This is a genomic window from Pediococcus acidilactici DSM 20284 (assembly GCF_000146325.1).
GTDB lineage: Bacteria > Bacillota > Bacilli > Lactobacillales > Lactobacillaceae > Pediococcus > Pediococcus acidilactici.
In genome coordinates this window covers 867,207-893,144 of record NZ_GL397067.1, presented here as the reverse complement: position 1 = coordinate 893,144, position 25,938 = coordinate 867,207, and the positions used below count along the sequence as shown (strand labels likewise).

The following is a 25,938-nucleotide window of genomic DNA, read 5'->3' as shown; positions in this document are numbered from 1 at the left end:
ATCGACTCCTTTTAAGTAGTAAAATATATTCACATAGATTATCTATAGACTATCTTAAATCTTTTTGAGTCATACGAAAAATAATTTGGGAGAAATAAATGAAATTTAAACTACGATACTTTGCAACGAGTGACTTTGCAGATTATCAAGTACTGATGAATAACGAAAAACTCGCGCGACTAGCGGGAATGCAAGTTTTAAAAACGGAATTAGAGCAGTGGCTAGCTTTTAAAGGGATGGTAGGCAGCCCGAATTTTCTAGCGATTGTTAACGAGGAAAACCGGTTGAGCGGGGGAATCTTTATTTTTCAGCAGGCGGAAGAAGCCGTTTTTGAATTAGGATATTTACTGGCTGAAGAGTATTGGAACCAAGGAATTATGTCGCGGGCAGTCCATTTTGCGTTGAAGAGTTTAAGGAATCGGCAATCGGTAATGATGAGTACCGTAAAAGTTCAGGCCAACGTTTTAACGGATAACCAGGCCTCTCAGCGGGTTTTAGAAAAGAATGGGTTTATTCGCCAACCGGGAGTGTTTGAAAATGTATCCGGGTATGACGGCCGCGCCCGGAAAGAATATTTATACGAATTGAACCTTAAGCTTGCATAATTAATCAAGTTTGCTATAATTTGAATCACATCGAAAGAAGAGGTCGCCTCAATGATGAGTAACCCTGGTAAGATGATTAAGCATCTGGGACCCAGGGAGAAAGGTAACGAGGCCGAAATGACTGCAGACTTAATTCTGCACGATTTGGGACTTGGTTGAATAAGCCAAGGACTGTCGCAATTACGGTTGCGGAGCGCTATCTACGATTTGACTAACGATTTTAAACGGTCTTTTTGTGTAAGTGCGCGCAAAAAGGCTTTTTATTTTGTTCTGGGATAATCACAGCGCCTCTTTTAATTTTTAGGAGGTTCTCTATTATGGCACAGTTACAAAAGCAGGCGAGCGGCAATCACGTCCAGCGGGCGCTGAAGACTCGACACATCTCAATGATTTCACTAGGCGGCAGTATCGGGACCGGTCTGTTCGTTGCTAGTGGTTTAGCAATTTCTCAAGCCGGCCCGGGTGGTGCCCTACTAGCATACGTCGGGATGGGAATTATGGTGTACTTCTTGATGACTAGTTTAGGCGAAATGGCCACCTACATGCCAGTTTCGGGATCGTTTGCTACGTACGCTTCTAAGTACGTCGATCCCGCCTTTGGGTTTGCAATGGGGTGGAACTACTGGTTCAACTGGGCGATCACGGTCGCCGTGGATATTAGTACGATTGCGCTGATTATGAAATTCTGGTTACCTAACGTACCGGGATGGATTTGGAGTTTGATTGCGTTAGCACTAGTAGTCCTGATTAATGCGTTGACCGTTAAAGCGTTCGGGGAAACCGAGTACTGGTTAGCCTTAATTAAGGTGGTTACCGTCTTTGTTTTCTTGGCAATCGGAACCCTTACCATTTTCGGGATTATGGGTGGCCACGCAACTTACTTAGAAAACTTTGTATACCGGAAGGCACCGTTTGTTGGGGGAATTCCAGCAATCTTAAGCGTCTTCGTCGTTGCCGGATTCTCTTTCCAAGGAACCGAGTTAATCGGGATTACGGCTGGGGAATCAGAAACTCCGGAAAGCAGCGTTCCTAAGGCAATTAACCAAGTTTTCTGGCGGATTTTATTATTCTACATTTTGGCGATTTTCGTAATTGCCTGTCTCTTACCGTATACTAGTCCAGATTTGCTAGGAACTTCGGCAAGCGATGTTTCAATTAGTCCGTTTACCCTTGTATTTCGACGGGCTGGTTTAGCAGGTGCAGCGGGGGTAATGAACGCCATTATCCTTACATCGGTGCTTTCTTCGGCTAACTCGGGGATGTACGCATCTTCACGGATGTTGTTCTCGTTGGCAAAGCAAGGTTATGCAGCTAAAATTTTCGGTCGGACGACCAAGCGAGGCATTCCTTATGTAGCCTTAATTGGAACCACCGTGGTGGGCTTATTAACCTTTATTACCAGTATTATGGGAACCAAGATTTATGCTTGGTTAGTTGCGGCTAGCGGATTGACCGGCTTCATCGCCTGGATGGGGATTGCCGTATCCCATTGGCGGTTCCGACGCGCATTCGTCAAGCAAAACCATGATCTAAGCGAATTGAAGTATCGGGCAAAGTGGTTCCCGTTTGGACCGTTGTTTGCCTTTGTGTTAAGTATTGTGGTTATCTTAGGACAGGACATTAATTCCTTAATCAACCTTAACTGGCAGGCGATTGGGATTACCTACATGTCGGTTCCGCTGTTTATAGTGCTTTTTGCATATTACAAAATTAAGTATAAGACCAAATTAATTCCGTTAGAGGAGATCGACTTAAGTCGGCCGAATATCACGAAAAAGTGATTTTTTCAAGATGTTGTTTTGCTTTCGTTTGGTGGTACAATATGTGGTGCTATTAAATGAAAAAGGGGTATCTTAAATGATTGCTTTATCAGGTCCAATCGGCGCCGGCAAGACGTCACTGACGGAATTATTAACCCAGCATTGGGGTAGCGATGCTTATTATGAATCGGTAGATGACAACAAAATTTTGCCGCTTTTCTATAAGGATCCAAAACGTTACGCATTTTTATTACAGATTTATTTTCTAAATAAACGGCTAGATAGCATCAAGCAAGCTAATGACGGTTTTAGAAGCGTGATGGATCGTTCAATTTATGAGGATTCGTTACTCTTCCATCTAAACGCTGATTTAGGACGGGCAACTGAAACCGAAGTCAAGATTTACGATTCGTTGTTGAGCAACATGATGCAAGAATTACCACGGCTTTCATACAAGAAAAACCCGGACCTTTTGATTCATATTGATATTTCGTTTGATACCATGTTAAAACGGATTAAAAAGCGCGGTCGTTCATACGAACAGATTGAAAACGACCCGTCCTTATACGATTACTATAAGGAATTAAATCGGCGTTACGTATCGTGGTTTGAAAACTACGATCAAAGCCCTAAGATTAGAATTGATGGCGATAAGTATGACTTTGTGGAAGAACCTAGCGCACGTCAACAAGTTATCCAATTAGTTGAAGAAAAGATTTCGCAAATTTAATTGCAGAAGTTGCATCTTTTTTGTATAATACGGTTAACAAATAAATAGTTCAGTTGTTAACAAGGCGTTTTAAGTAGGTTTTTAGAGAGGTCCGGATGGTGGAAAGGACTAACCGAAACTCCGGCGCTGATTAAACAAATGGGTAATGCCATTCGGTGATTCCGTTACCATCATGAAAGTGCGCCAGTGATGGTGAACTTGGGTGGTACCGCGAAAAGAGCCTCTTCGTCCCAATTGGGAGGGAGGCTCTTTTTATTTTGATTTTAGTAAGGAGGAATTTGCATGTTAGATTTAAAGATGATTCGTAACCATACTGATGAAGTTAAAGAAAAGTTAGCTACCCGTGGGGTTCAGCCAGAAACGATTGACCAGTTATTGGCAAAGGATAACCAACGCCGGGAGTTGATTGTAAAGAGCGAAAGCTTAAAGAAAGTTCGTAATGACGTTTCGGACCAAATTTCCCAGATGAAACGTAACCACGAAGATGCTAACGAACCAATTCAAAAAATGCGGAAAGTTAGCCAAGAAATTAAAGAACTCGATGAGCAATTAGAAAAGGTTGCTGCGGAAGTAGAAGACCAAGCGGCCCACTTGCCTAACTTACCACATCCTGACGTACCGGTAAGCTTAACTGAAGAAGGCAGCGTTGAATTACGTAAATTTGGTACCCCTCGGAAGTTTGATTTCAAGCCCAAAGCCCATTGGGAAATTGGCGAAGCTTTGGGAATTTTAGACTTTGAACGGGCTGCTAAGGTTGCTGGTAGTCGGTTTGTTTACTACGTTGGCGATGGTGCGCGTCTCGAACGTGCAGTTTACAATTTCTTCTTAGATCAAAACGTGGCGGCCGGATTTACCGAAGAAATCACGCCTTACATGGTTAACGATGCGTCGATGTTTGGAACTGGCCAATTTCCTAAGTTTAAGGAAACGCACGCTGGTTATGAAATTAAAGATGAACAACTAACCTTAATTCCGACGGCGGAAGTGCCATTAGTTAACTTCTACCGGGATGAAATTTTGGATGAAGACCAGTTGCCAATTAACGTGACTGCACTTTCACCAGCCTTTCGTTCGGAAGCAGGGAGCGCTGGACGGGACACCCGTGGTTTAATCCGGATGCACCAGTTTAATAAGGTAGAAATGGTTAAGATCACAAAACCAGAAGATTCTTGGCAAGAATTAGAAAACCTTACGCGCCACGCGGAAACCCTCTTACAAAAGCTAGGATTGCCATACCACGTAATTACGTTGACGACCGGGGACATGAGCTTTACGGCTGCAATGACTCACGACTTAGAAGTATGGATTCCAGCGCAAAATAAATACCGCGAAATTTCAAGTTGTTCGAACACCACTGATTTTCAAGCGCGTCGTGCTCAGATCCGGTATCGCGATGAAAATGGTAAGTTACAGTATGTCCACACGTTAAATGGTTCGGGACTTGCTGTTGGCCGGACGGTAGCCGCAATTTTGGAAAACTACCAAAATGAAGATGGTACGGTTACCGTTCCAGACGTTTTGATACCATATATGCAAGGAACCAAGGTAATTGGTAAAAATTAATAATTTAGGTTAAAAATAACGGCAGGGCTTGGTGTTTTATCCAAGATGCTTATAAATAAGGATTAATCTTTTATTGCAGAAGGTTAATCCTTATTTTTTTGACCATTTTACGTGCCAATGTAGTGGGCGATCATCCGTAGCAAACGTTTTAATTTAGTGTTTCGAAAAAAAGTTTAAAAAAGTGATTGACAACTAATGGTTTAATCCGTATTATATATAAATGTGTTCACGAGGTTTATGGAGGATTAGCTCAGTTGGGAGAGCATCTGCCTTACAAGCAGGAGGTCACAGGTTCGAGCCCTGTATCCTCCATTGAGATTATTCTCAGTGGTTTTAAATGTTACATGCGGGCGTGGCGGAATTGGCAGACGCGCAAGATTTAGGTTCTTGTATCGAAAGGTGTGGGGGTTCGAATCCCTTCGCCCGCATAGGGATTAAGCCGACTTAGCTCAGTTGGCAGAGCATCTGTCTTGTAAACAGAGGGTCGGAGGTTCGAATCCTCTAGTCGGCATTTTGCGGAAGTAGTTCAGTGGTAGAACATCACCTTGCCATGGTGGGGGTCGCGGGTTCGAATCCCGTCTTCCGCTTTAACTTAATAATTATGCACCCATAGCGCAACTGGATAGAGTGTCTGACTACGAATCAGAAGGTTGCAGGTTCGACTCCTGCTGGGTGCATCCTGGAAACGTCAATCGGTGGATTGGCGTTTTTTTGTGCCCTGAACCAACGTGACGAGAGATTCGGGTTATTTTGAAATTGTCTAATTGGCAAAGTGCGCCATTGTGAAAAACAGCGATTGCGAAAATTAAATTTTGTGATATACTTTTTAAGTGTTGGAAGGCTCTTGCGAGTATTCTTAACGATTGATTATTTGCACCCATAGCGCAACTGGATAGAGTGTCTGACTACGAATCAGAAGGTTGTAGGTTCGAGTCCTACTGGGTGCATTGATTAAGCATTGGTCAGCATGGCTGAGTAGTGCTTTTTCATTTTAAGCTTCTAAATACGAAGTTGCTCGGGAAATAGCTCAGCTTGGTAGAGCACCACGTTCGGGACGTGGGGGTCGCAGGTTCAAATCCTGTTTTCCCGATTTATCGATTAAGCGAATAAAGTGAGTATTTGACCATATTGGTCACTACCCAAGCCACCGAAATAAAAAGCGTTTTTCAAGAAATTTAAGTTCTTGAAAGATGCTTTTTTATTTTTGAACCTGAGCGGAATTTTCCGGCACCCGTTACAGAATTAGTTATAGTAAGTGATTATTTATGTGATGAATTTACTTAGGGAAAAAACCGAAACGCGGTGCTTAAAATCCACGGTATTCGTTAGCACAGGCAAAAATGTTGACATAAAGTAAGTATAGTTGTAAATTACTATTTGTAAACGATTACAACATTACAAATATAAAATCGAGGTAAGTTTAGATGAGTGAAAAGACTGTACCAGCAAGTGTCGCAATGTTAAGAGTCCTTCAGGCTTGGGATATTAAACGTGTTTTTGGATATCCAGGTGGTTCGTTTAATTCAACAATGAACGCTTTAGACCTAGAAAAGGATCGAATTCAATATGTGCAAGTCCGCCATGAACAAGTTGGTGCCCTCGCTGCCGCTGCTGAAGCAAAGCTAACGGGCAAGATTGGAGTTGCCTTTGGTTCAGCAGGTCCCGGTGCGGTTAACATGTTGAATGGTTTATATGACGCTAAGGAAGACCATACTCCCGTGTTGGCACTAGTTGGGCAAGTACCTCATAGCAACATGAATTACGATTTCTTCCAGGAATTTCCTGAAGTTCCAATGTTCCAGGACGTGGCCGTTTATGACCGTTGCGTAATGACCCCGGAAAGTCTTCCATACGTGGTTGATAAGGCTATTCGGGCAGCGTACAAAAACCGCGGACCAGCGGTAGTGGTAATTCCTAATGATTTCGGTTACGTTCAAATTCCGGACGTAAATTATGCTTCGACTGCGTTATTAGAAAAGCAAACTCCTAAACAAACACCAACTGACGAAGAAGTAGATCAATTCTTGAAGATGGTTCGCGAAGCTAAGCGGCCAGTCTTCCACGTGGGTTCTGGAATTAAGGACCATCAAGATCTCTTGAAGAAAGTTGCTGAAAAATTACAAATCCCCGTAACGATTACTGGTCTAGCAAAGGGTAAGGTTGACGACGATTGGGAAGGTAACCTGGGTACCACTAACCGGGCAGCATCCAAGGCGGCTGACGAAGCCTTTGCAACTGCTGACTTAGTGATTGCGCTCGGCGCTGACTTCCCGTTTGCCAACCTAGTTTACCGGACTCATGATTTTAAGTTTGTTCAAATTGATAACGACGAATCTCAATTTGGGCGCCATCATTTCTTGGACTTAGGAATCTGGGCTGATTCGGGCAAGTTCTTGGAAAAAGTTTTGGAACGGTCCGAAGCTGTTGAAAATCGGCCATTCTACCAAGCAACGGTTGCCGACATGCAAGATTGGAAAGCATACTTGAATAAGTTAATGAAGAAGGCGGACGGTCCGCTATCTTACGAACAAATTTATCGTGAAATTAACCGAATTGCGGATAAAGATGCGGTCTTTGGCATTGATACTGGTGACAACATCATCAACTCCTTCCGCTTCCTTGACTTGAAGGGCGATAAGCAGTGGACGATTTCTGCATTATTTGCCACGATGGGCTACGGAATTCCGGCTGCAATCGCAGCAAAACTTGCATATCCAGACCGGCAAGTATTTAGTATTTCAGGAGATGGGGCAGCTTCAATGGTAATTCACGACTTGTTGACCGAAGTGAAATACCACTTGCCAATTATTAACATCATCACTTCTAACCAAACCCTTAACTTTATTAAGTCAGAACAAGATGATATTCAAATGAATCATTCTGGAATTGATCTTGAAGACGCTGACTATGCCAAAATTGCGGAAGCGATGGGTGCAAAGGGAATTACAATTAGAACCTTAGATGAATTACCAGCGGCCTTTGATAAGGCGTTAGAATATCAAAAAGCTGGCGAACCAGTAGTAATTGACGCTAAAATTACCGACCAACGGGGATTGCCTGTTGAAGAATTGGAATTCGACAATCAAGCGGCAAACTTCACCGAAAAGATCTCGGCTGCTTATCAAGCAACCCACGGTGAAAAGTCAGTCAGTGATTTCTTTAGCGACTACGATGGAGCCGAATTGAAGCCGCTAACGGATTACTTTGCTAAGTTTGGTGTGGAAAAATAGTTTACTAAGCTTGCATTTTAAACTCATTTAAAATAAGATAGAAACCTTCAGAAAAGAAGTGGAAGCGGAATTTAATTAAATTCTAAACGCCACTTCTTTTTGTGCTCTTAGCCCAAGAACGGAAAAATATCGTGAAACCGGTTAATACCGATAATTTTGAACAATATCTTTTACAATTGCCGACCAGTTTCGTATAATAATAGTCAATATTAGTCAAAGTAGGGAGAGGTGGTCGTTATGCAAGGACAGAATATTTCGGATATAATCGAGCGATACTTGAAAGAAATTTTAGCTGATTCGGAGGAAGTTGAGATTCGGCGTTCTGAAATTGCGGATCAGTTTGACGTAGTACCATCCCAAATTAACTACGTAATTAAAACCCGGTTTACCATCCAAAACGGTTATTTAGTTGAAAGTAAGCGCGGCGGCGGTGGCTATATCCGGATTGAAAAAGTTAAATTGCTAGATGATATTGACGTATTAGATTCGTTGATCCGGGTGATTGGCGATTCAATTAATGAACGAGACGCAATTTCTATTTTAAGCAGTTTATATGAAGATGCGGTTTTAAGTAAGCGGGAAGCTAATCTACTAGCTGCAACAATTGCCAAGAGTACCTTAAACATTGGCGATCGGAAACTAGAAGACCAGATTCGCGCAAAAATCATTATCGGAGTTTTAAATCACCTTCGGTATGAGTAACGAGTTTAGAGAAAGACAGGTGGACAATGGAAAATTTATTTACTCCTAGCGCACGCAACGTGTTAATTATTGCTCAAGAGCAAGCCAAACGGTTTAAACATCCCGCGGTGGGAACGGAGCATTTACTATTAGCACTAACGATTGAAAACAACGGCGTTGCCCACAGTGTGTTAGAACAATTTAATGTCACCGAAATTGATGTAATTGAAGAAATTGAGCAGTTTACGGGTTACGGCAACTTACGCTTAACCAAAAATGATTACTTACCGTATTCGCCAAAGGCTAAAGAGATTTTAGCGAATGCGGGAGACCAAGCGCGGCAATTAAAAGCTGCTAAGATTGGTACAGAACACATTCTATTAGCGCTGATTCAAGATGAGACCATCTTATCTTCGCGAGTTCTGTTAGCGTTGGATACTGACGTTGCGGACGTCCGTAAAGTAACGTTACGTAAGCTGGGGGTTAACCCAGCAACCCAAAGTCGGCGTGCTAAGCAACGGGCGACGACAACGAAGGGTACCCCAACCTTGGATTCGGTTGCCCGGGATTTAACTGCCATGGCGGAAGCCGGCAAAATTGACCCAATGATCGGGCGAGAAAACGAACTCCGACGGGTTATACAAATTTTGAGTCGGCGAACCAAGAACAACCCGGTATTGATTGGGGAACCTGGAGTTGGTAAAACGGCGATTGCGGAAGGTCTCGCACAACGAATCATTGCCGATGACGTGCCTGAAGATATGAAAAACAAACGCTTGATGATGCTTGAAATGGGTGCGTTGGTTGCGGGAACCAAGTACCGGGGCGAATTTGAAGACCGCTTGAAGAAGGTTATCGAAGAAATTCGCCAAGATGGCAAAGTCATCCTATTTATTGACGAATTACACACCTTAATCGGGGCTGGTGGTGCAGAAGGTGCCATTGATGCTTCCAACATCTTGAAACCGGCGTTAGCGCGTGGCGAACTACAAACCATCGGGGCGACAACCCTAAATGAATATCAAAAATATATTGAAGCGGATGCAGCTTTAGAACGACGGTTTGCTAAGGTAGAAGTTGATGAACCTACCCAAGCGGAAGCAGTCCAAATTTTACAAGGAATTCGGCCAAAATATGAAGAACACCATAAAGTTCGGATTACTGATGAAGCAATTCAACAGGCGGTAAACTTGTCGGCTCGTTACATTTCCGACCGGTTCCTTCCTGATAAGGCGATTGATTTAATTGACGAAGCAGCCGCTAAGATTCGAATCGACGCTGCCGAAAAGCAGAGTAAACGAGAAACTGACGAAGATAAGTTAGCCCGGTTGAAGGCAGATAAGGAAGCCGCCATTGACCGCCAAGACTTTGAAACCGCGGCCGAAATTCGGAAAAAGGAAATGAAACTGCGGAAAAAGGTCGAACGAGCAGCTGCCCGGCAAGCAGAAGCGGAACAGCCGGTTGAATATAAGTTACAAGAAACTGGTGAAGACGTTGCTCAAATTGTTTCCGATTGGACCGGGGTGCCGGTTACTCAAATGAAGCAATCTGAATCGGAACGGTTGGTTAACTTAGAAAAAATCTTGCACGAACACGTAATTGGGCAAGACGAGGCCGTTTCTTCAGTAGCTCGGGCAATCCGACGGGCCCGGTCCGGATTGAAAAATCCTAAACGACCAATTGGTTCATTTATGTTCCTTGGCCCAACTGGGGTAGGGAAGACGGAGCTGGCGAAGACCCTTGCTAACGTAATGTTTGGTTCAGAAGATAACATGATCCGGATTGACATGTCGGAATACATGGAACGTTTTAGCACCAGCCGGTTAGTAGGTTCGGCTCCTGGATATGTTGGCTATGACGAAGGTGGCCAACTGACCGAACAAGTTCGGCGCAAGCCATACTCGGTAGTCTTATTTGATGAAGTTGAAAAGGCCCATCCGGACGTGTTTAATTTGTTGCTCCAAGTCTTCGATGATGGATTCTTGACCGATTCGAAGGGTCGCCGGGTCGACTTTAGAAATACGATCATCATTATGACTTCTAATTTAGGGGCGACGGCGTTGCGGGATGAAAAATCAGTCGGTTTTGGAGCCCAAAACATGGCTGATGATTACCAAGCAATGGCTGCAAAGGTTAAGGAAGTCTTGAAGCAAAGTTTCCGACCAGAATTCTTAAACCGGATTGACGAAACGATTGTCTTCCATTCCTTAACCAAGCCAGAGTTGCATCAAATTGTAAAATTGATGTCGAAGGATATTATTCGGCGGATGAGTGCGCAAGGAATTAACATGAAGTTCACTCCAGCCGCAATTGACGTGGTAGCCGAAGCCGGGTTTGATCCTGAATACGGTGCTCGCCCAATTCGTCGAGCACTTCAAACACAAGTAGAAGATCAACTTAGTGAAATGTTGCTTGCTGGGCAAGTTAAGGTAGGCGACGACGTGACGATCGGGGCCCGCAACCACAAAATCACTTTTAAAGTGAAGGATGCTAAACTGGTAAGCAGTACAAGTAAATAAATGATTTGACAAAGCTTTTAAAAGAGCATAGAATATAATCTGTATGTTAAAGCTGGGTTAAATGAAACAGTGCGATCTATTGTCCGCAGTGTTTTAGAAAAAAAGCAAAAATAGTTTCTTGAATTAGGAACTGTTTTTGGTTTTTTTTTGCTAAAAAACAGGTGCTGGATCAATTTGTAATCAAACTGTAACATTTAACTTGTCTTAGAAATTGGAGAGGTGAATAACTTGGCAGGACATTTAGTTAAGTATGGTAAACATCGTACGCGCCGGAGCTATGCACGAATTAAAGAAGTACTCGATTTACCAAACTTAATCGAGATTCAAACGGATTCGTACCAATGGTTCTTAGACGAAGGTCTTCGGGAAATGTTCAACGACATTATGCCGATTGAAGATTTTGCCGGTAAATTGTCACTTGAGTTCGTTGACTATCAGTTGTTAGAACCAAAGTATACCGTTGATGAAGCTCGTGAACATGAAGCAAATTACTCTGCGCCATTGCACGTTACGTTGCGGTTGACTAACCATGAAACGGGTGAAATCAAGTCTCAAGACGTCTTCTTTGGTGACTTCCCATTAATGACGGAACAAGGAACTTTCATTATTAATGGTGCTGAACGGGTTATTGTTTCACAATTGGTTCGTTCACCAGGGGTTTATTACAACTTAGACGTTGACAAAAATAATCGTAATATTTGGGGCGCAACGGTAATTCCTAACCGGGGTGCTTGGTTAGAATATGAAACTGATGCTAAGGAAGTTTCTTACGTTCGTATCGACCGGACTCGGAAGATCCCAATGACGGAATTAGTTCGGGCACTTGGTTTTGGTTCTGACGAAGAAATCATTGATATCTTTGGTGGGTCAGACAGTTTAGACTTTACCCTTGATAAAGATGTGCATAAAAATCCGGAAGATTCGCGAGTTGCGGAATCCTTAAAGGACATTTATGAACGCCTTCGTCCTGGTGAACCTAAAACTGCGGACAGTTCGCGGAGCTTATTGACTGCGCGCTTCTTTGATCCAAAGCGTTACGATATGGCACCAGTTGGTCGTTACAAGGTTAACAAGAAGTTAAGCTTGAAGACCCGCTTGCTAGGTCAAACCCTCGCTGAAACCCTTGCTGACCCAGACACAGGGGAAGTATTGGCTCAAAAGGGTGACGTTGTTGACAAAGACGTAATGAAGAAGTTGGCACCTTACCTTGATCGTCAAGATTTCAAGATGGTTACTTACCAACCTTCTGATGAAGCGGTAGTTCCAGAACCAATGACGATTCAAGTAATTAAGATTCAAGACCCTAACGATCCTGAACGTGAATTAAAGATGATCGGTAATGGGAACATTGATTTGAAGCTCAAGCACATTACTCCTGCCGATATTATTGCTTCAATTAACTACTTCTTCCTATTGCAACAAGGAATTGGTAGCACTGATGATATTGATCACTTGGGTAATCGTCGGATTCGTTCAGTTGGTGAATTGTTACAAAACCAATTCCGAATTGGTTTAGCTCGGATGGAACGGGTTGTTCGCGAACGGATGTCAATCCAAGATGCCGAAACCGTTACGCCACAACAATTAATCAATATTCGTCCAGTAGTGGCAGCAACTAAAGAATTCTTTGGTTCTTCACAATTGTCACAGTTCATGGATCAAACCAATCCACTTGGCGAATTGTCGCATAAGCGTCGTCTTTCAGCTCTTGGACCAGGTGGTTTAACCCGTGACCGTGCTGGATACGAAGTCCGGGACGTTCACTATACTCACTATGGTCGGATGTGCCCAATTGAAACTCCCGAAGGTCCTAATATCGGATTGATCAATAACTTGGCTTCTTACGGAAAGATTAACCGTTACGGCTTTATTGAAACACCATACCGCCGGGTTTCTTGGAAAGATCACAAGGTAACCGACCGGATCGATTACTTGACTGCTGACGAAGAAGACCAATTCGTTATCGCCCAAGCGAACTCGCCGCTAAATGACGATGGTTCCTTCGTTGATGACGTAGTTATGGCTCGTCATGAAAGTGACAACATTGAAACCAGCATTGAAAACGTCGACTACATGGACGTTTCACCTAAGCAAGTAGTTGCGGTTGCGACGGCATGTATTCCTTTCTTGGAAAACGATGACTCTAACCGTGCTTTGATGGGTGCGAACATGCAGCGTCAGGCGGTTCCTTTGCTTGACCCTCACGCACCATTGATTGGTACTGGTATTGAATATAAAGCTGCACACGACTCAGGAGTTGCTTTGTTATGTCAACATCCTGGGGTTGTTGAATACGTTGACGCTCGTGAAATTCGGGTTCGTCGTGATGACGGTGCACTAGACACTTACAAATTGATGAAGTTCCGCCGTTCTAACGGTGGTAAGAACTACAACCAACGTCCAATTGTGCGGGTTAACGACAAGGTTGACGCCGACGATGTATTGGCTGATGGTCCATCAATGGAATTAGGTGAATTAGCGCTCGGTCAAAACCCATTGATTGCCTTCATGACGTGGCAAGGTTATAACTTCGAAGATGCGATTGCGATTAACGAACGCTTGGTTCGTGACGACGTTTATACTTCTATTCATATTGAAGAATATGAATCAGAAGCGCGTGACACGAAGTTAGGACCGGAAGAAATGACCCGTGAAATTCCAAACGTTGGTGAAGATGCATTGCGTAACCTTGACCAAGACGGAATTGTGCGGATTGGTGCTGAAGTCCAAGATGGCGACATCTTAGTTGGTAAAGTTACTCCTAAAGGGGTGACAGAACTTTCCGCTGAAGAACGGTTGTTACACGCTATCTTTGGTGAAAAGGCTCGTGAAGTTCGCGATACATCACTCCGTGTTCCACATGGTGGCGGCGGTATCGTCCAAGACGTGAAGATCTTCACTCGGGAAAATGGTGATGAACTTTCTCCTGGCGTTAACATGATGGTTCGAGTTTACATTGCTCAAAAACGTAAGCTTCAAGTTGGGGATAAGATGGCCGGCCGTCATGGTAACAAGGGTACCGTTTCGGTAGTTATTCCAGAAGAAGATATGCCATACATGCCAGATGGTACTCCAATCGACATTATGCTTAGTCCAATGGGTGTGCCTTCCCGTATGAATATCGGACAAGTTTTGGAATTGCATTTGGGAATGGCAGCTCGGAACCTAGGAATTCACATGACTACACCTGTTTTTGATGGTGCTCGTGACGAAGACATTTGGGAAGCCGTTGCCGAAGCTGGTATGGACTCCGATGCGAAGTCTGTATTGTACGATGGCCGAACAGGTGAACCGTTTGAACAACGGGTTGCGGTTGGTGTCATGCACTACATGAAGCTCGCCCACATGGTTGACGATAAGATTCATGCTCGTTCTATTGGACCTTACTCATTAGTTACGCAACAACCACTTGGTGGTAAAGCACAATTTGGTGGACAGCGTTTTGGTGAAATGGAAGTTTGGGCCCTTGAAGCTTATGGTGCAGCTTACACATTGCAAGAAATCTTAACTTACAAGTCTGATGATATTGTGGGACGGGTTAAGACTTATGAAGCAATCGTGAAGGGTGAATCAATTCCTCGTCCTGGCGTACCGGAATCATTCCGCGTGTTGGTTAAGGAATTGCAAGCTTTAGGACTAGACATGAAGGTTCTTGGAGAAGATAAGCAAGAGGTTGAACTTCGTGATATGGACGAAGATGATGATGAAGTTGTCAACGTTGATGCTCTAAGCAAGTATGCCGAAAAGCAAAAGGCGGCTAATGCTAACGAAGCTGACTCGTCAACAACGGAATCTACTCCTGTGGAAACTGAAAACAACCAAAATTAATTTTTATAAAAGAAAGAGGAGGTCAGTCCGTTGATCGATGTTAATAAATTCGAAAGTATGCAAATCGGTTTAGCTTCGCCTGATAAGATCCGGATGTGGTCGTATGGGGAAGTTAAGAAACCAGAAACCATCAACTATCGAACTTTAAAACCAGAAAAAGATGGGTTATTCGACGAACGCATTTTTGGACCGACTAAGGATTACGAATGTGCTTGTGGAAAGTACAAACGGATTCGTTATAAGGGAATTGTTTGTGATCGTTGTGGTGTTGAAGTTACTAAGTCAAAAGTTCGTCGCGAACGGATGGGACATATTGAACTTGCAGCTCCAGTAACTCACATCTGGTACTTTAAAGGTATTCCAAGTCGGATGGGCTTAGTACTTGACATGAGCCCTCGTTCATTGGAAGAAATTATTTACTTTGCTTCTTACGTAGTTGTTGATCCTGGTGATACTCCACTTGAAAAGAAGCAATTGCTAACTGAACGTGAATACCGGGCTAAGTTAGACGAATACGGAAATCGTTTCGTAGCTAAGATTGGTGGGGAAGCTATCCAAGCCTTGCTACAAAGCGTGGATCTAGAAAAAGAAGCTAACTTACTAAAAGAAGAATTGAAGGAAGCTTCTGGCCAAAAACGGACGCGTGCCGTACGTCGTTTGGACATTATTGAAGCCTTCATCAAGTCTGGTAACCATCCGGATTGGATGGTAATGGATGCTATCCCAGTTATTCCGCCAGATCTTCGTCCAATGGTTCAATTGGATGGTGGCCGTTTTGCTACTTCCGACTTGAACGATTTGTATCGGCGGGTAATTAACCGGAATAACCGGTTGAAACGCTTATTAGACTTGAACGCACCGGGAATTATCGTGCAAAACGAAAAGCGGATGCTCCAAGAAGCGGTAGATGCGTTGATCGATAATGGTCGGCGTGGTCGTCCGGTTGCTGGTCCTGGTAACCGTCCGTTGAAGTCACTCTCTCACATGCTGAAAGGTAAGCAAGGACGTTTCCGTCAAAACTTACTTGGTAAGCGGGTTGACTACTCCGGACGTTCGGTTATTGATGTTGGTCCATCATTAAAGATGAACCAAATGGGTCTCCCAGTTCCAATGGCAATGGAATTATTCAAGCCATTCATTATGAAGGAATTGGTTAGCCGGAACTTAGCTTCTAACATTAAGAACGCTAAGCGGAAAATCGATCGTAAAGACGAAGAAGTTTATGACGTTTTAGAAGATGTTATTAAGGAACATCCCGTGCTATTGAACCGGGCCCCTACTTTGCATCGACTTGGTATTCAAGCCTTTGAACCAGTTCTTGTTAGTGGTAAGGCAATGCGGCTTCACCCATTAGCTTGTGAAGCTTATAACGCCGACTTTGATGGGGACCAAATGGCGATCCACGTTCCGCTATCTAACGAAGCTCAAGCAGAAGCACGGCTCTTAATGCTTGCTGCTCACCACATTTTGGCACCTAAGGATGGTAAGCCAGTGGTTACGCCTTCTCAAGATATGGTTATTGGTAACTACTGGTTAACCATGGAACGTGCTGAAAGCGTTGGGGAAGGAATGATCTTTAACGACCTCGACGAAGTTAAACTTGCTTTGCAAAATGGTTACGTATCAATTCACACCCGAATTGGGGTGCGGGCAAGTTCAATGCCTGAAAAGCCATTTACCGATCAACAACGGCAACAAATTTTGATCACCACGGCTGGTAAGATGTTGTTCAACGACATTTTGCCAAAGGATTTTGTTTATCTGAACGCGCCAACTAACGAAAACTTAGTTAACGGTACGCCGGATGAATACTTCCTTGAAGCTGGTGAAGATATTCATGAACAATTGAACCAACGTCCGCTACTTTCACCATTCAAGTCTGGATTCTTGAGTGATGTAATTGCGGAAGTTTACAAGCAATACAAAGTTACCGAAACTTCCTTGCTCCTTGACCGGATGAAGGATCTTGGTTTCTACCGTTCCACACTTTCTGGATTAACCGTGGGGATTGCGGATATTACCAACTTGCCGGACAAGCCTGCGATTATTGCTGCAGCGCATAAGAAGGTCGCAACGGTTACTAAACAATTCCGTCGTGGTTTGATTACGGATGACGAACGTTATGAACGGGTTATTGGAATTTGGAACGATGCTAAGGATGAAATTCAACAACGGTTGATGGATACCTTCGATCCACAAAATCCAATCTTCATGATGTCGGATTCTGGTGCTCGTGGTAACATCTCTAACTTTACGCAGCTTGCCGGGATGCGTGGTTTGATGGCTGCGCCTAATGGTAAGATCATGGAATTGCCAATCTTGTCAAACTTCCGTGAAGGACTTAGTGTTTTGGAAATGTTTATTTCTACTCACGGTGCTCGTAAAGGAATGACCGATACGGCCTTGAAGACCGCTAACTCAGGTTACTTGACTCGTCGTTTGGTTGACGTTGCCCAAGACGTTATCGTTCGTGAAAAGGATTGTGGTACTGACCGCGGTCTATTGATCACTGCGATTGCAGAAGGTAACGAAATGATTGAACCACTTTACGACCGGATCCTTGGTCGTTACACCATGAAGTCAGTTATCAATCCAGAAACTGGCAAGGTGATCGTGGGTCAAAACGAAATGATCGACGAACGTAGTGCACAAGAAATTATTGATGCTGGTATCCAAGAAGTAACTATCCGTTCCGCATTTACATGTAACACGGCTCACGGGGTTTGTGAAAAGTGTTACGGCCGGAACATGGCTACTGGGGACCGGGTTGAAGTTGGTGAAGCAGTTGGTACAGTTGCTGCTCAATCAATCGGTGAACCAGGTACTCAGCTTACCATGCGTAACTTCCATACTGGTGGGGTTGCTGGTAACGCCGATATTACCCAAGGTCTTCCACGTATCCAAGAAATTGTGGAAGCTCGTAATCCTAAGGGACCTGCTGAAATTTCCGAAGTTACTGGGGTGGTTGAATCCATTGAAGAAGATCCTGCCGAAGGTACTAAGGAAGTTACCGTTAAGGGTGAAACAGATACCCGGACGTATAGCTTACCAATCACTGCCCGCATGAAGGTAGCTGAAGGTGACTACATCCACCGTGGTGCACCACTTAACGAAGGTTCTATCGATCCGAAGAAGCTTATCAAGGTTCGTGACGTACTTTCTACTGAAAACTACTTGCTCAGTGAAATCCAAAAGGTTTACCGTATGCAAGGTATTGAAATCAGTGACAAGCACGTTGAAATCATGATTCGTCAAATGCTTCGGAAAGTACGGGTTATGGATCCAGGTGACACAGATATTCTTCCAGGGACGTTGATGGACATCGACGACTTCAAGAAGGATAACTACAAGACCTTGATCGCTGGTGGAATCCCGGCAACATCTCGTCCAGTAATTCTTGGTATTACTAAGGCTGCTTTGGAAACTAATAGTTTCTTATCCGCGGCTTCCTTCCAAGAAACTACCCGAGTATTGACGGACGCAGCTATTCGCGGTAAGAACGATCCGTTGGTTGGTTTGAAGGAAAATGTTATTATCGGTAAGATTATTCCTGCCGGTACTGGAATGACAGACTACCGTCAAATTAAACCAGAAGTGGTTGGTGGCAATACTGAACAACCACAAACGTTAAGCGACGTTGAAAAAGAAATGAACGAAACAATTGAAAATTAATTGTGAATTTTAAAAGGGTGTTCCAAGTTATTTTGACTTGGAACACCCTTTTTTGTTAGGAAATGGAATTTAATTTTGGAAGTTGCTGCGCAGACTTTGGGCGAGCTGGTCGAAGCGGTCGTAAAAGGCAGCTGCATTAACTTGGGTAACAAAGGTGACGGGACGACCTGTCGGATCCGGATACGTTTTTCCAGCCGAAATCCCCTTAGAAACCACCTTTACATTCAGTGGCTTGCTAGAAACTAGTTCAGGATACTTGCTAATTAAGGTGGTGAGCACGTCCCAAAGGTAGTAAGTTGAATTAGCTTCGAAAGAGTGCACTAATGAGTAACCCTGGCCAACCAAGTCGAGAGCGGGGTACTGCCGTTGTTTTGCCCAACGTTGACGCAGCGCAGTGGTGAGGGGGACTTGGTTAGTACTGTCTAGGCTGACGATAGTAATCGGTAAATCGCTATCGAATACAGTTTGCACTGCCTCGGGGTCCCAAAAAGCGTTCCATTCAGCAGAGCCGTCGTGTGCAGGTTCGGCTACGTTTCCGATCCCGTTCATTGAACCCCCCCATCCAGAATAGCCGATCAATTTTGGCGGTGATGGTGGGATCAACTGCTAAAGCACGTGCTAAATCAGTCAATGGACCAGTCATTACGAGGGTGACCGGCACAGATGATTGCTGAAGTTTTTGAACCATGTCGAGGTGCGCCGGCTGTTTAGCTAACCGAGTTTGGGGATTACCCTCATTGAGATGTTCATTTAAAATCGGGAAATCATCGAACGAAAATGCACTTAGCCGCCATTCCTTAGGAAATTGGTTGACCGGCCGGGAGTCGGATTGGGCCACTTCGAGTTGGCTAGGCGAACCGAATAGATCGATAATTTTGCGCGATGCCGAAACGGCGGGTTCGACGTAAGAGTCGGCGCCCACGGCACTAACCCCGACAATTTCCGTATCTGGAAAAGCGAGTAATAAAATCAACGAAACTAAATCATCAACGTTGCCGTCGTGATTGAAATAAATTTTTTGCATGATGGTAACCCCCTAAATTTGATTATGGTTATCTTAGCATAATTAGTTGTGGAGCTGAATGGTTAATATAGGTAAGGACTAACCAATTGGCGGCAAAAAGGCAGGGGACGAAGGCAACCATTCGTTGTTTGGTAACCATTATGCGCACTAACGCAATTAAGCAGGCTAAGCAAATAATTCCTGAAGTTATGGACGTCCCGAATAGGAGGCGAGAAAAACCATTACTTCAAGGTCGCCTTGCCCCATTTTTTGAAAAAAACGCTGGTTTTCAAAGTTATTTAATAGTAAAACGGTTAATACCACGAGTGTTGCAAATTTCACACCGCTAAAGGATTGGTAAGTTTCAAATAGCGCGGGAAATAGCAAAATTTGGGAGTGGATTTGTCTAGTGGCGTAATCTTCTACACTAAGAAAACTTAGAATCAGCAGAGTTAGAAGTGTAAAGGGTTCGCCAGTAGTTAGTTGTATGGTTAACCAAAAGCCGATCCCGCTAATGACTTCGAGTCCCAGCATTTTGAGGGGAATCTGGTTTCCGCAAAAAAGACAGCGCCCCTTGCTAAAGCAGTAGCTAAAAATAGGGAATAAACAAAAGTAGGGTAGGGGAGTTAAACAATAATCACAATGGGAAGCGGGAAAAGTAATGGAGCCTCCGGTTAAGCGACGTTGATAAGTAGCCATTAAAAAAGATCCCCACGAACAGCCAAAGTAAAAAATTAAAAAATGATAGAATGGTAACATTGAATTTGCCTCCTCAGTAACCGTAACTAAATATAAAATTACGAAACTAACGGAGCGTTTTTTTAATTGATTAACTTGCATTCAATAAAATTGCGTGATATTCTATTTAAGGTGCTTTTTGTGGACAGGTTCTCTGCGCAAATGCAGACATGCTGACTGGAAACGTTAGCCCTGGTACCCGTCCTGGCCATCTTTTTTTATAGCAAAAAAAGAACCGCCTGGATATGTGTACTTAAAAATACTTAAATTATTTTTCAATTATTTGGAAGGAGAAACATCGATGCCTACAATTAACCAATTGGTTCGTAAGGGTCGTCGTTCTCAAAGCTCGAAGTCAAAGGCTCCAGCTTTGAACTACGGCTACAACAGCATGAAGAAGTCTCAAGTTAATAATCCAGCTCCTCAAAAACGTGGAGTTGCAACACGTGTCGGTACTATGACACCTAAGAAGCCTAACTCAGCTTTGCGTAAGTATGCTCGTGTTCGTTTATCTAACTTGATCGAAGTTACAGCATACATTCCTGGTATTGGTCACAACCTTCAAGAACATAGTGTTGTCTTGATCCGTGGTGGACGTGTAAAGGATTTACCTGGTGTTCGTTACCATGTTATCCGTGGTGCACTTGATACAGCAGGGGTTACTGATCGTAAACAAAGCCGTTCTAAATACGGTACAAAGAAGCCTAAGAAGTAAGGAGGTCGTGTATAAATGCCAAGAAAAGGTCCAGCACCAAAACGCGAAGTATTACCAGATCCAATTTATAACTCAAAGCTTGTTACACGCTTAATCAACCGTTTAATGTTAGATGGTAAGCGTGGAAAAGCTTCAAAGATTCTATACAAAGCTTTCGATATTATCGAAAAGGAAACGGGTTCTCAACCAACTGAAGTATTCGAAGAAGCAATGAACAACATCATGCCTGTCCTTGAAGTTAAGGCTCGTCGTGTTGGTGGTTCTAACTACCAAGTTCCGATCGAAGTACGTCCAGACCGTCGTACAACCCTTGGTTTACGTTGGTTAGTTAACTACGCTCGTCTCCGTGGTGAACACACAATGTCAGAACGTCTTGCACGTGAAATCATGGATGCTGCTAACAACACTGGTGCATCTGTTAAGAAACGTGAAGATACACATAAGATGGCTGAAGCTAACCGTGCCTTTGCACATTATCGTTGGTAAAATTCAGTCGTTGCAATTACTTGTTGCAACCATTGATGACTATTATATGGATGCATATAGTAGTCATTTTTTCTAACAGGCTATTAATTGATTTCATTGGAAGGAGAAACTTTAAATAATGGCTAACAAACGTGAGTTTCCTTTAGAAAAGACTCGTAACATCGGTATCATGGCTCACATTGATGCTGGTAAGACTACCACAACCGAACGAATCTTGTACTATACAGGTAAAATCCACAAAATCGGTGAAACCCATGATGGTGCTTCACAAATGGACTGGATGGAACAAGAACAAGAACGTGGGATCACAATCACATCCGCTGCTACAACTGCAGCATGGAAAGACCACCGGATTAACATCATTGATACCCCAGGACACGTGGACTTCACTATCGAAGTTGAACGTTCTCTCCGGGTGCTTGATGGTGCGGTAGCCGTTCTTGATGCACAAGCAGGGGTTGAACCACAAACTGAAACAGTTTGGCGTCAAGCTTCTGATTACAACGTTCCCCGGATCGTTTTTGCTAACAAGATGGATAAGATCGGTGCTAACTTCGACTTCTCCGTACAATCATTACGTGACCGTCTTCAAGCTAATGCTTTACCAATTCAAATGCCAATCGGTGCCGAAGATGACTTTGAAGGGGTTATTGACTTAGTTGAAATGAAGGCCGACTTGTATGATGAAGACGAATTAGGTACCGAATGGGATACCGTTGAAATTCCTGACCAATACAGGGAAGAAGCTGAAAAACGTCGTGGCGAAATGCTTGAAATTTTAGCTGACGTTGACGAAAACATCATGGAAAAATACCTTGGCGGTGAAGAAATTTCTACTGATGAAATCAAAGCTGCTATCCGTAAGGGTACTTTGTCACTTGAATTGTTCCCAGTACTTGCTGGTTCAGCATTCAAGAACAAGGGTGTTCAAATGATGTTAGACGCTGTTGTGGATTACTTACCATCTCCATTGGATGTTAAGCCATACGGTGCTACAGATCCTGATACTGGTGAAGAAGTTCAATTGATTGCCGGCGACGACAAGCCATTTGCTGCTTTGGCATTTAAGGTTGCTACTGACCCATTTGTTGGTCGTTTGACATTTATCCGTGTTTACCAAGGTACTTTGGAATCTGGTTCATACGTATTAAATGCTACAAAGAACAAGCGTGAACGGGTTGGTCGTTTGCTACAAATGCACTCTAACCAACGTCAAGAAATCCCAGAAGTATTCTCTGGTGATATCGCTGCCGCAATCGGTTTGAAGAACACTACTACTGGTGATTCTTTAACTGATCCAGATCATCCATTACACTTGGAATCAATGCAATTCCCAGAACCAGTTATCGAAGTTGCCGTTGAACCAAAATCAAAGGCTGACCAAGATAAGATGGACGTTGCTTTACAAAAACTTGCTGAAGAAGATCCTTCATTCCGTGCTGAAACTAACCCAGAAACTGGGGAAACAGTTATCGCTGGAATGGGTGAACTTCACTTGGATATCATCGTTGACCGGATGAAGCGTGAATTTAACGTTGAAGCTAAGATTGGTGCTCCACAAGTTTCTTACCGTGAAGCATTTACAAAACAAACTTCTGCTCAAGGTAAGTTTGTTCGTCAATCTGGTGGTAAAGGTCAATATGGTGATGTTTGGATCGAATTCACACCTAACGAAGAAGGTAAAGGATTCGAATTCGAAGACGCTATCGTTGGTGGTGTAGTTCCTCGTGAATACATTCCATCAGTTGAACAAGGTTTGAAGGAAGCTATGAATAACGGTGTTCTTGCAGGTTATCCATTAGTTGACTTGAAGGCTAAGTTATACGATGGTAGTTACCACGAAGTCGATTCTAGTGAAGCTGCCTTCAAGGTTGCTGCTTCAATCGCTTTACGGGAAGCTGCTAAGACGGCTGCACCAGTTATCTTAGAACCAGTTATGAAGGTAGAAATCCGTGTTCCAGAAGAATACATGGGTGATATCATGGGTCAAGTAACTGCTCGTCGTGGTCGTGTTGAAGGTATGGAAGCAATTGCTGGTGCTGAAGAAATCCACGCATTTGTTCCACTTTCAGAAATGTTTGGCTATGCAACTACGCTTCGTTCTGCATCACAAGGTCGTGGTACATTTACAATGACCTTTGATCACTACGAACCAGTTCCAAAGTCAATCCAAGAAGAAATTATCAAGAAAAATGGCGGAAAAGCTGAATAATTTCTAAAATCGAAGTTCTCTTTTTTAACGTTTAAAGCGTTAGGGAAGGGAACTTCTTTTTTTGCAAAAAAATCGCTAAATGCCCTTGCCACGGGGGCGTTTTTCATGTATCATAATCAAGTACCGTGTAAAAACGAGGGGGGCATACTGCCCTCCCCACGGTGGTGTATAAGCAGAGCGTTGATGTGAAAGGTTGCGACACACCCGGCCGCTTTGCCACAGGGTGTGGCGGTAATTTTCACGGAGCAAGTCTTATTTTTAAAATAGACGAGGGAGGTAACACAATGGCAAAACAAAAAATTCGTATTCGCCTTAAGGCTTACGAACATCGTATTTTAGATCAATCTGCTGACAAGATTGTTGAAACAGCAAAACGCACTGGTGCAACAATTTCGGGTCCAATCCCATTGCCAACAGAACGCACAGTTTACACTGTTTTGAGTTCTCCACACAAGTTCAAGAAGGCTCGTGAACAGTTTGAAATGCGCACACATAAGCGTTTGATTGATATCGTTAACCCTACACCAAAGACAGTTGATTCTTTGATGAAGCTTGACTTGCCAAGCGGTGTAGATATCGAAATCAAATTATAATTTTAAAGCACAAACGGAGGTGTACTAATGACCACAAAAGGAATCTTAGGTAAGAAGGTCGGAATGACACAGGTTTTCACTGAAGCTGGTGAATTAATCCCAGTTACAGTAATCGATACTACTCCTAACGTTGTATTGCAACTTAAGACTGTTGAAAACGACGGTTATGCAGCAGCTCAATTAGGTTTTGACGACAAGCGTCAAGTATTGAGTAACAAACCTGAACAAGGCCATGTAGCAAAAGCAAATACAAATCCTAAGCGCTTCATTCACGAAATCAGAGATGTTGAGCTTGGGGAAGATGTTAAAGTCGGAGACAAGATCGCAGCAGACATCTTTGAAGCAGGTGACTTCGTCGATGTAACTGGTACTACTAAGGGACATGGTTTCCAAGGTGTTATCAAAAAAGACGGTCAACGTCGTGGTCCGATGGCGCACGGTTCTCGTTACCACCGTCGTCCTGGTTCATTGGGAGCAATTATTAACCGCGTGTTCCCAGGTAAGAAGTTGCCAGGTCGCATGGGTAACAAGACAGTTACAATTCAAAATCTAGAAATCGTTAAGGCAGATACAGAAAACAACGTACTTTTGGTTAAGGGTAACGTACCTGGCGCTAAGAAGTCATACGTAGTTGTTAAGAGTACTGTAAAAAACACATCTAAATAAGAGAGGAGGACCAATAAATGGCTAACGTATCATTATTCAAACAAGACGGAACTCAAAACGGAACCGTTGAATTAAATGCCGACATCTTCGGTATTGAACCCAACAACGATGTGGTCTTTGAAGCCGTAGTTATGCAACGTGCATCTATGCGCCAAGGAACACACGCAGTAAAGAATCGTAGTGCTGTACGTGGTGGTGGTAAGAAACCATGGCGTCAAAAGGGTACTGGACGTGCTCGTCAAGGTTCAATTCGTTCACCACAATGGCGTGGCGGAGGAATTGTCTTCGGACCAACTCCTCGTTCATACGCATACAGCATTCCAAAGAAAATGCGTCGCTTAGCATTGAAGTCAGTACTTTCACAAAAGGTATTGGATGAAAGCTTGGTTGTTGTTGATGAATTTAAGTTCGAAACTCCAAAGACAAAGGACTTTGCTCAATCATTAAGCAAACTTAATGTTGAAAAGAAAGCTCTATTAGTTCTTGAAGAAGATAACGAAAGTGCTGTATTGGCTGCTCGTAATTTATCTAACGTAAAAATTGTTGAACCAACTGGTATCAACGTTTTAGATATTATGAATAGCGACAAACTTGTCATTACACAAAAGGCTCTTTCTCAAGTAGAGGAGGCTCTAGCATAATGGAATCACGTGATATTATTTTACGCCCAGTTGTTACCGAAGCATCCATGGCGTTGATTGACGACAAGCGTTACACGTTTGACGTAGATCCTCGTGCTACAAAGACTCAAGTTAAGAAAGCTATCGAAGAGATCTTTGATGTTAAGGTAATCAAGGTTAACATTATGAATGTTAAAGGTAAGTTGAAGCGCCAAGGCCGTTACGCTGGTTACACAAAGAAGCGTCGTAAGGCAATCGTTCAACTTTCAGAAGATTCAAAAGAAATCCAATTATTTGGTGAAGAATAAAAAATAGGA

Annotated in this window: 17 protein-coding genes, 7 tRNA genes, 1 pseudogene and 1 riboswitch; of the genes and pseudogenes, 23 read left to right on the top strand and 2 right to left on the bottom strand. The window is 43.3% G+C overall.

The window, feature by feature from the left end; all coding sequences use genetic code 11:
* Positions 1–98 precede the first annotated feature (98 nt).
* The 16 genes from HMPREF0623_RS04485 (at position 99) to rpoC (ending at position 18,588) form a co-directional block, all read left to right on the top strand.
* Positions 99–605 (top strand): GNAT family N-acetyltransferase, encoded by a 507-nt coding sequence (locus tag HMPREF0623_RS04485; RefSeq protein ID WP_004166098.1) that lies wholly within the window; start codon positions 99–101, stop codon positions 603–605.
* Positions 606–634: 29 nt separating this feature from the next.
* Positions 635–812, top strand: a riboswitch (Lysine riboswitch).
* A 110-nt stretch (positions 813–922) separates the two neighbouring features.
* The gene (locus HMPREF0623_RS04480; RefSeq protein ID WP_004166097.1) at positions 923–2,386 is read left to right on the top strand and encodes an amino acid permease; all 1,464 of its coding nucleotides are present in this window, start codon (positions 923–925) and stop codon (positions 2,384–2,386) included.
* A gap of 76 nt (positions 2,387–2,462) precedes the next feature.
* Complete coding sequence (locus HMPREF0623_RS04475) at positions 2,463–3,095, top strand: deoxynucleoside kinase (protein WP_002832291.1); 633 nt, start codon at positions 2,463–2,465, stop codon at positions 3,093–3,095.
* 282 nt (positions 3,096–3,377) lie between these two features.
* Positions 3,378–4,658: a serine--tRNA ligase gene (gene serS, locus HMPREF0623_RS04470; RefSeq protein WP_004166096.1), complete on the top strand. Its 1,281-nt coding sequence runs from the start codon at positions 3,378–3,380 to the stop codon at positions 4,656–4,658.
* 239 nt (positions 4,659–4,897) lie between these two features.
* A tRNA-Val gene (locus HMPREF0623_RS04465) sits at positions 4,898–4,970 on the top strand.
* 34 nt (positions 4,971–5,004) lie between these two features.
* Positions 5,005–5,086, top strand: a tRNA-Leu gene (locus HMPREF0623_RS04460).
* A gap of 10 nt (positions 5,087–5,096) precedes the next feature.
* Positions 5,097–5,169: transfer RNA gene (locus HMPREF0623_RS04455), tRNA-Thr, on the top strand.
* Between the two features lie 4 nt (positions 5,170–5,173).
* Positions 5,174–5,245, top strand: a tRNA-Gly gene (locus tag HMPREF0623_RS04450).
* A 16-nt stretch (positions 5,246–5,261) separates the two neighbouring features.
* Positions 5,262–5,335: transfer RNA gene (locus HMPREF0623_RS04445), tRNA-Arg, on the top strand.
* 196 nt (positions 5,336–5,531) lie between these two features.
* Positions 5,532–5,605: transfer RNA gene (locus HMPREF0623_RS04440), tRNA-Arg, on the top strand.
* 69 nt (positions 5,606–5,674) lie between these two features.
* Positions 5,675–5,748: transfer RNA gene (locus tag HMPREF0623_RS04435), tRNA-Pro, on the top strand.
* 334 nt (positions 5,749–6,082) lie between these two features.
* The gene (gene spxB, locus HMPREF0623_RS04430; RefSeq protein WP_002832289.1) at positions 6,083–7,888 is read left to right on the top strand and encodes a pyruvate oxidase; all 1,806 of its coding nucleotides are present in this window, start codon (positions 6,083–6,085) and stop codon (positions 7,886–7,888) included.
* A 237-nt stretch (positions 7,889–8,125) separates the two neighbouring features.
* Positions 8,126–8,590 (top strand): CtsR family transcriptional regulator, encoded by a 465-nt coding sequence (locus HMPREF0623_RS04425; protein WP_002832288.1) that lies wholly within the window; start codon positions 8,126–8,128, stop codon positions 8,588–8,590.
* A gap of 26 nt (positions 8,591–8,616) precedes the next feature.
* Entirely contained in the window at positions 8,617–11,088 is a 2,472-nt protein-coding gene (locus HMPREF0623_RS04420) for an ATP-dependent Clp protease ATP-binding subunit (RefSeq protein WP_004166095.1), read from the top strand.
* 228 nt (positions 11,089–11,316) lie between these two features.
* Complete coding sequence (gene rpoB / locus HMPREF0623_RS04415) at positions 11,317–14,916, top strand: DNA-directed RNA polymerase subunit beta (RefSeq protein WP_002832286.1); 3,600 nt, start codon at positions 11,317–11,319, stop codon at positions 14,914–14,916.
* 30 nt (positions 14,917–14,946) lie between these two features.
* Entirely contained in the window at positions 14,947–18,588 is a 3,642-nt protein-coding gene (rpoC, locus tag HMPREF0623_RS04410; RefSeq protein WP_002832285.1) for a DNA-directed RNA polymerase subunit beta', read from the top strand.
* A gap of 69 nt (positions 18,589–18,657) precedes the next feature.
* Here rpoC and HMPREF0623_RS04405 read toward each other — a convergent pair.
* Both HMPREF0623_RS04405 and HMPREF0623_RS04400 read right to left on the bottom strand, forming a co-directional pair.
* Positions 18,658–19,612, bottom strand: a pseudogene (locus HMPREF0623_RS04405) (nucleoside hydrolase).
* A gap of 186 nt (positions 19,613–19,798) precedes the next feature.
* A complete protein-coding gene (locus HMPREF0623_RS04400; RefSeq protein WP_004166091.1) occupies positions 19,799–20,350 on the bottom strand; it encodes a prepilin peptidase in 552 nt (183 codons plus the stop codon).
* A 280-nt stretch (positions 20,351–20,630) separates the two neighbouring features.
* Here HMPREF0623_RS04400 and rpsL point away from each other — a divergent pair, with 280 nt between their 5' ends.
* From rpsL to rplW, 7 genes are all read left to right on the top strand, one after another.
* Complete coding sequence (rpsL, locus tag HMPREF0623_RS04395) at positions 20,631–21,044, top strand: 30S ribosomal protein S12 (protein WP_002832281.1); 414 nt, start codon at positions 20,631–20,633, stop codon at positions 21,042–21,044.
* A gap of 15 nt (positions 21,045–21,059) precedes the next feature.
* Positions 21,060–21,530 (top strand): 30S ribosomal protein S7, encoded by a 471-nt coding sequence (gene rpsG / locus HMPREF0623_RS04390; protein WP_002832280.1) that lies wholly within the window; start codon positions 21,060–21,062, stop codon positions 21,528–21,530.
* A 118-nt stretch (positions 21,531–21,648) separates the two neighbouring features.
* Positions 21,649–23,742: an elongation factor G gene (gene fusA / locus HMPREF0623_RS04385; RefSeq protein ID WP_002832278.1), complete on the top strand. Its 2,094-nt coding sequence runs from the start codon at positions 21,649–21,651 to the stop codon at positions 23,740–23,742.
* A gap of 284 nt (positions 23,743–24,026) precedes the next feature.
* The gene (gene rpsJ, locus HMPREF0623_RS04380) at positions 24,027–24,335 is read left to right on the top strand and encodes a 30S ribosomal protein S10 (protein ID WP_002832277.1); all 309 of its coding nucleotides are present in this window, start codon (positions 24,027–24,029) and stop codon (positions 24,333–24,335) included.
* 27 nt (positions 24,336–24,362) lie between these two features.
* On the top strand, positions 24,363–25,001 hold the full coding sequence (gene rplC / locus HMPREF0623_RS04375) for a 50S ribosomal protein L3 (RefSeq protein ID WP_002832275.1): 639 nt from the start codon (positions 24,363–24,365) through the stop codon (positions 24,999–25,001).
* A gap of 17 nt (positions 25,002–25,018) precedes the next feature.
* Positions 25,019–25,642: a 50S ribosomal protein L4 gene (gene rplD / locus HMPREF0623_RS04370; protein WP_002832274.1), complete on the top strand. Its 624-nt coding sequence runs from the start codon at positions 25,019–25,021 to the stop codon at positions 25,640–25,642.
* Positions 25,642–25,929, top strand: a complete 288-nt coding sequence (gene rplW / locus HMPREF0623_RS04365; protein WP_002832273.1) for a 50S ribosomal protein L23 — start codon at positions 25,642–25,644, stop codon at positions 25,927–25,929. Before rplD ends, rplW begins: the two co-directional genes overlap by 1 nt.
* Positions 25,930–25,938: the final 9 nt, after the last annotated feature.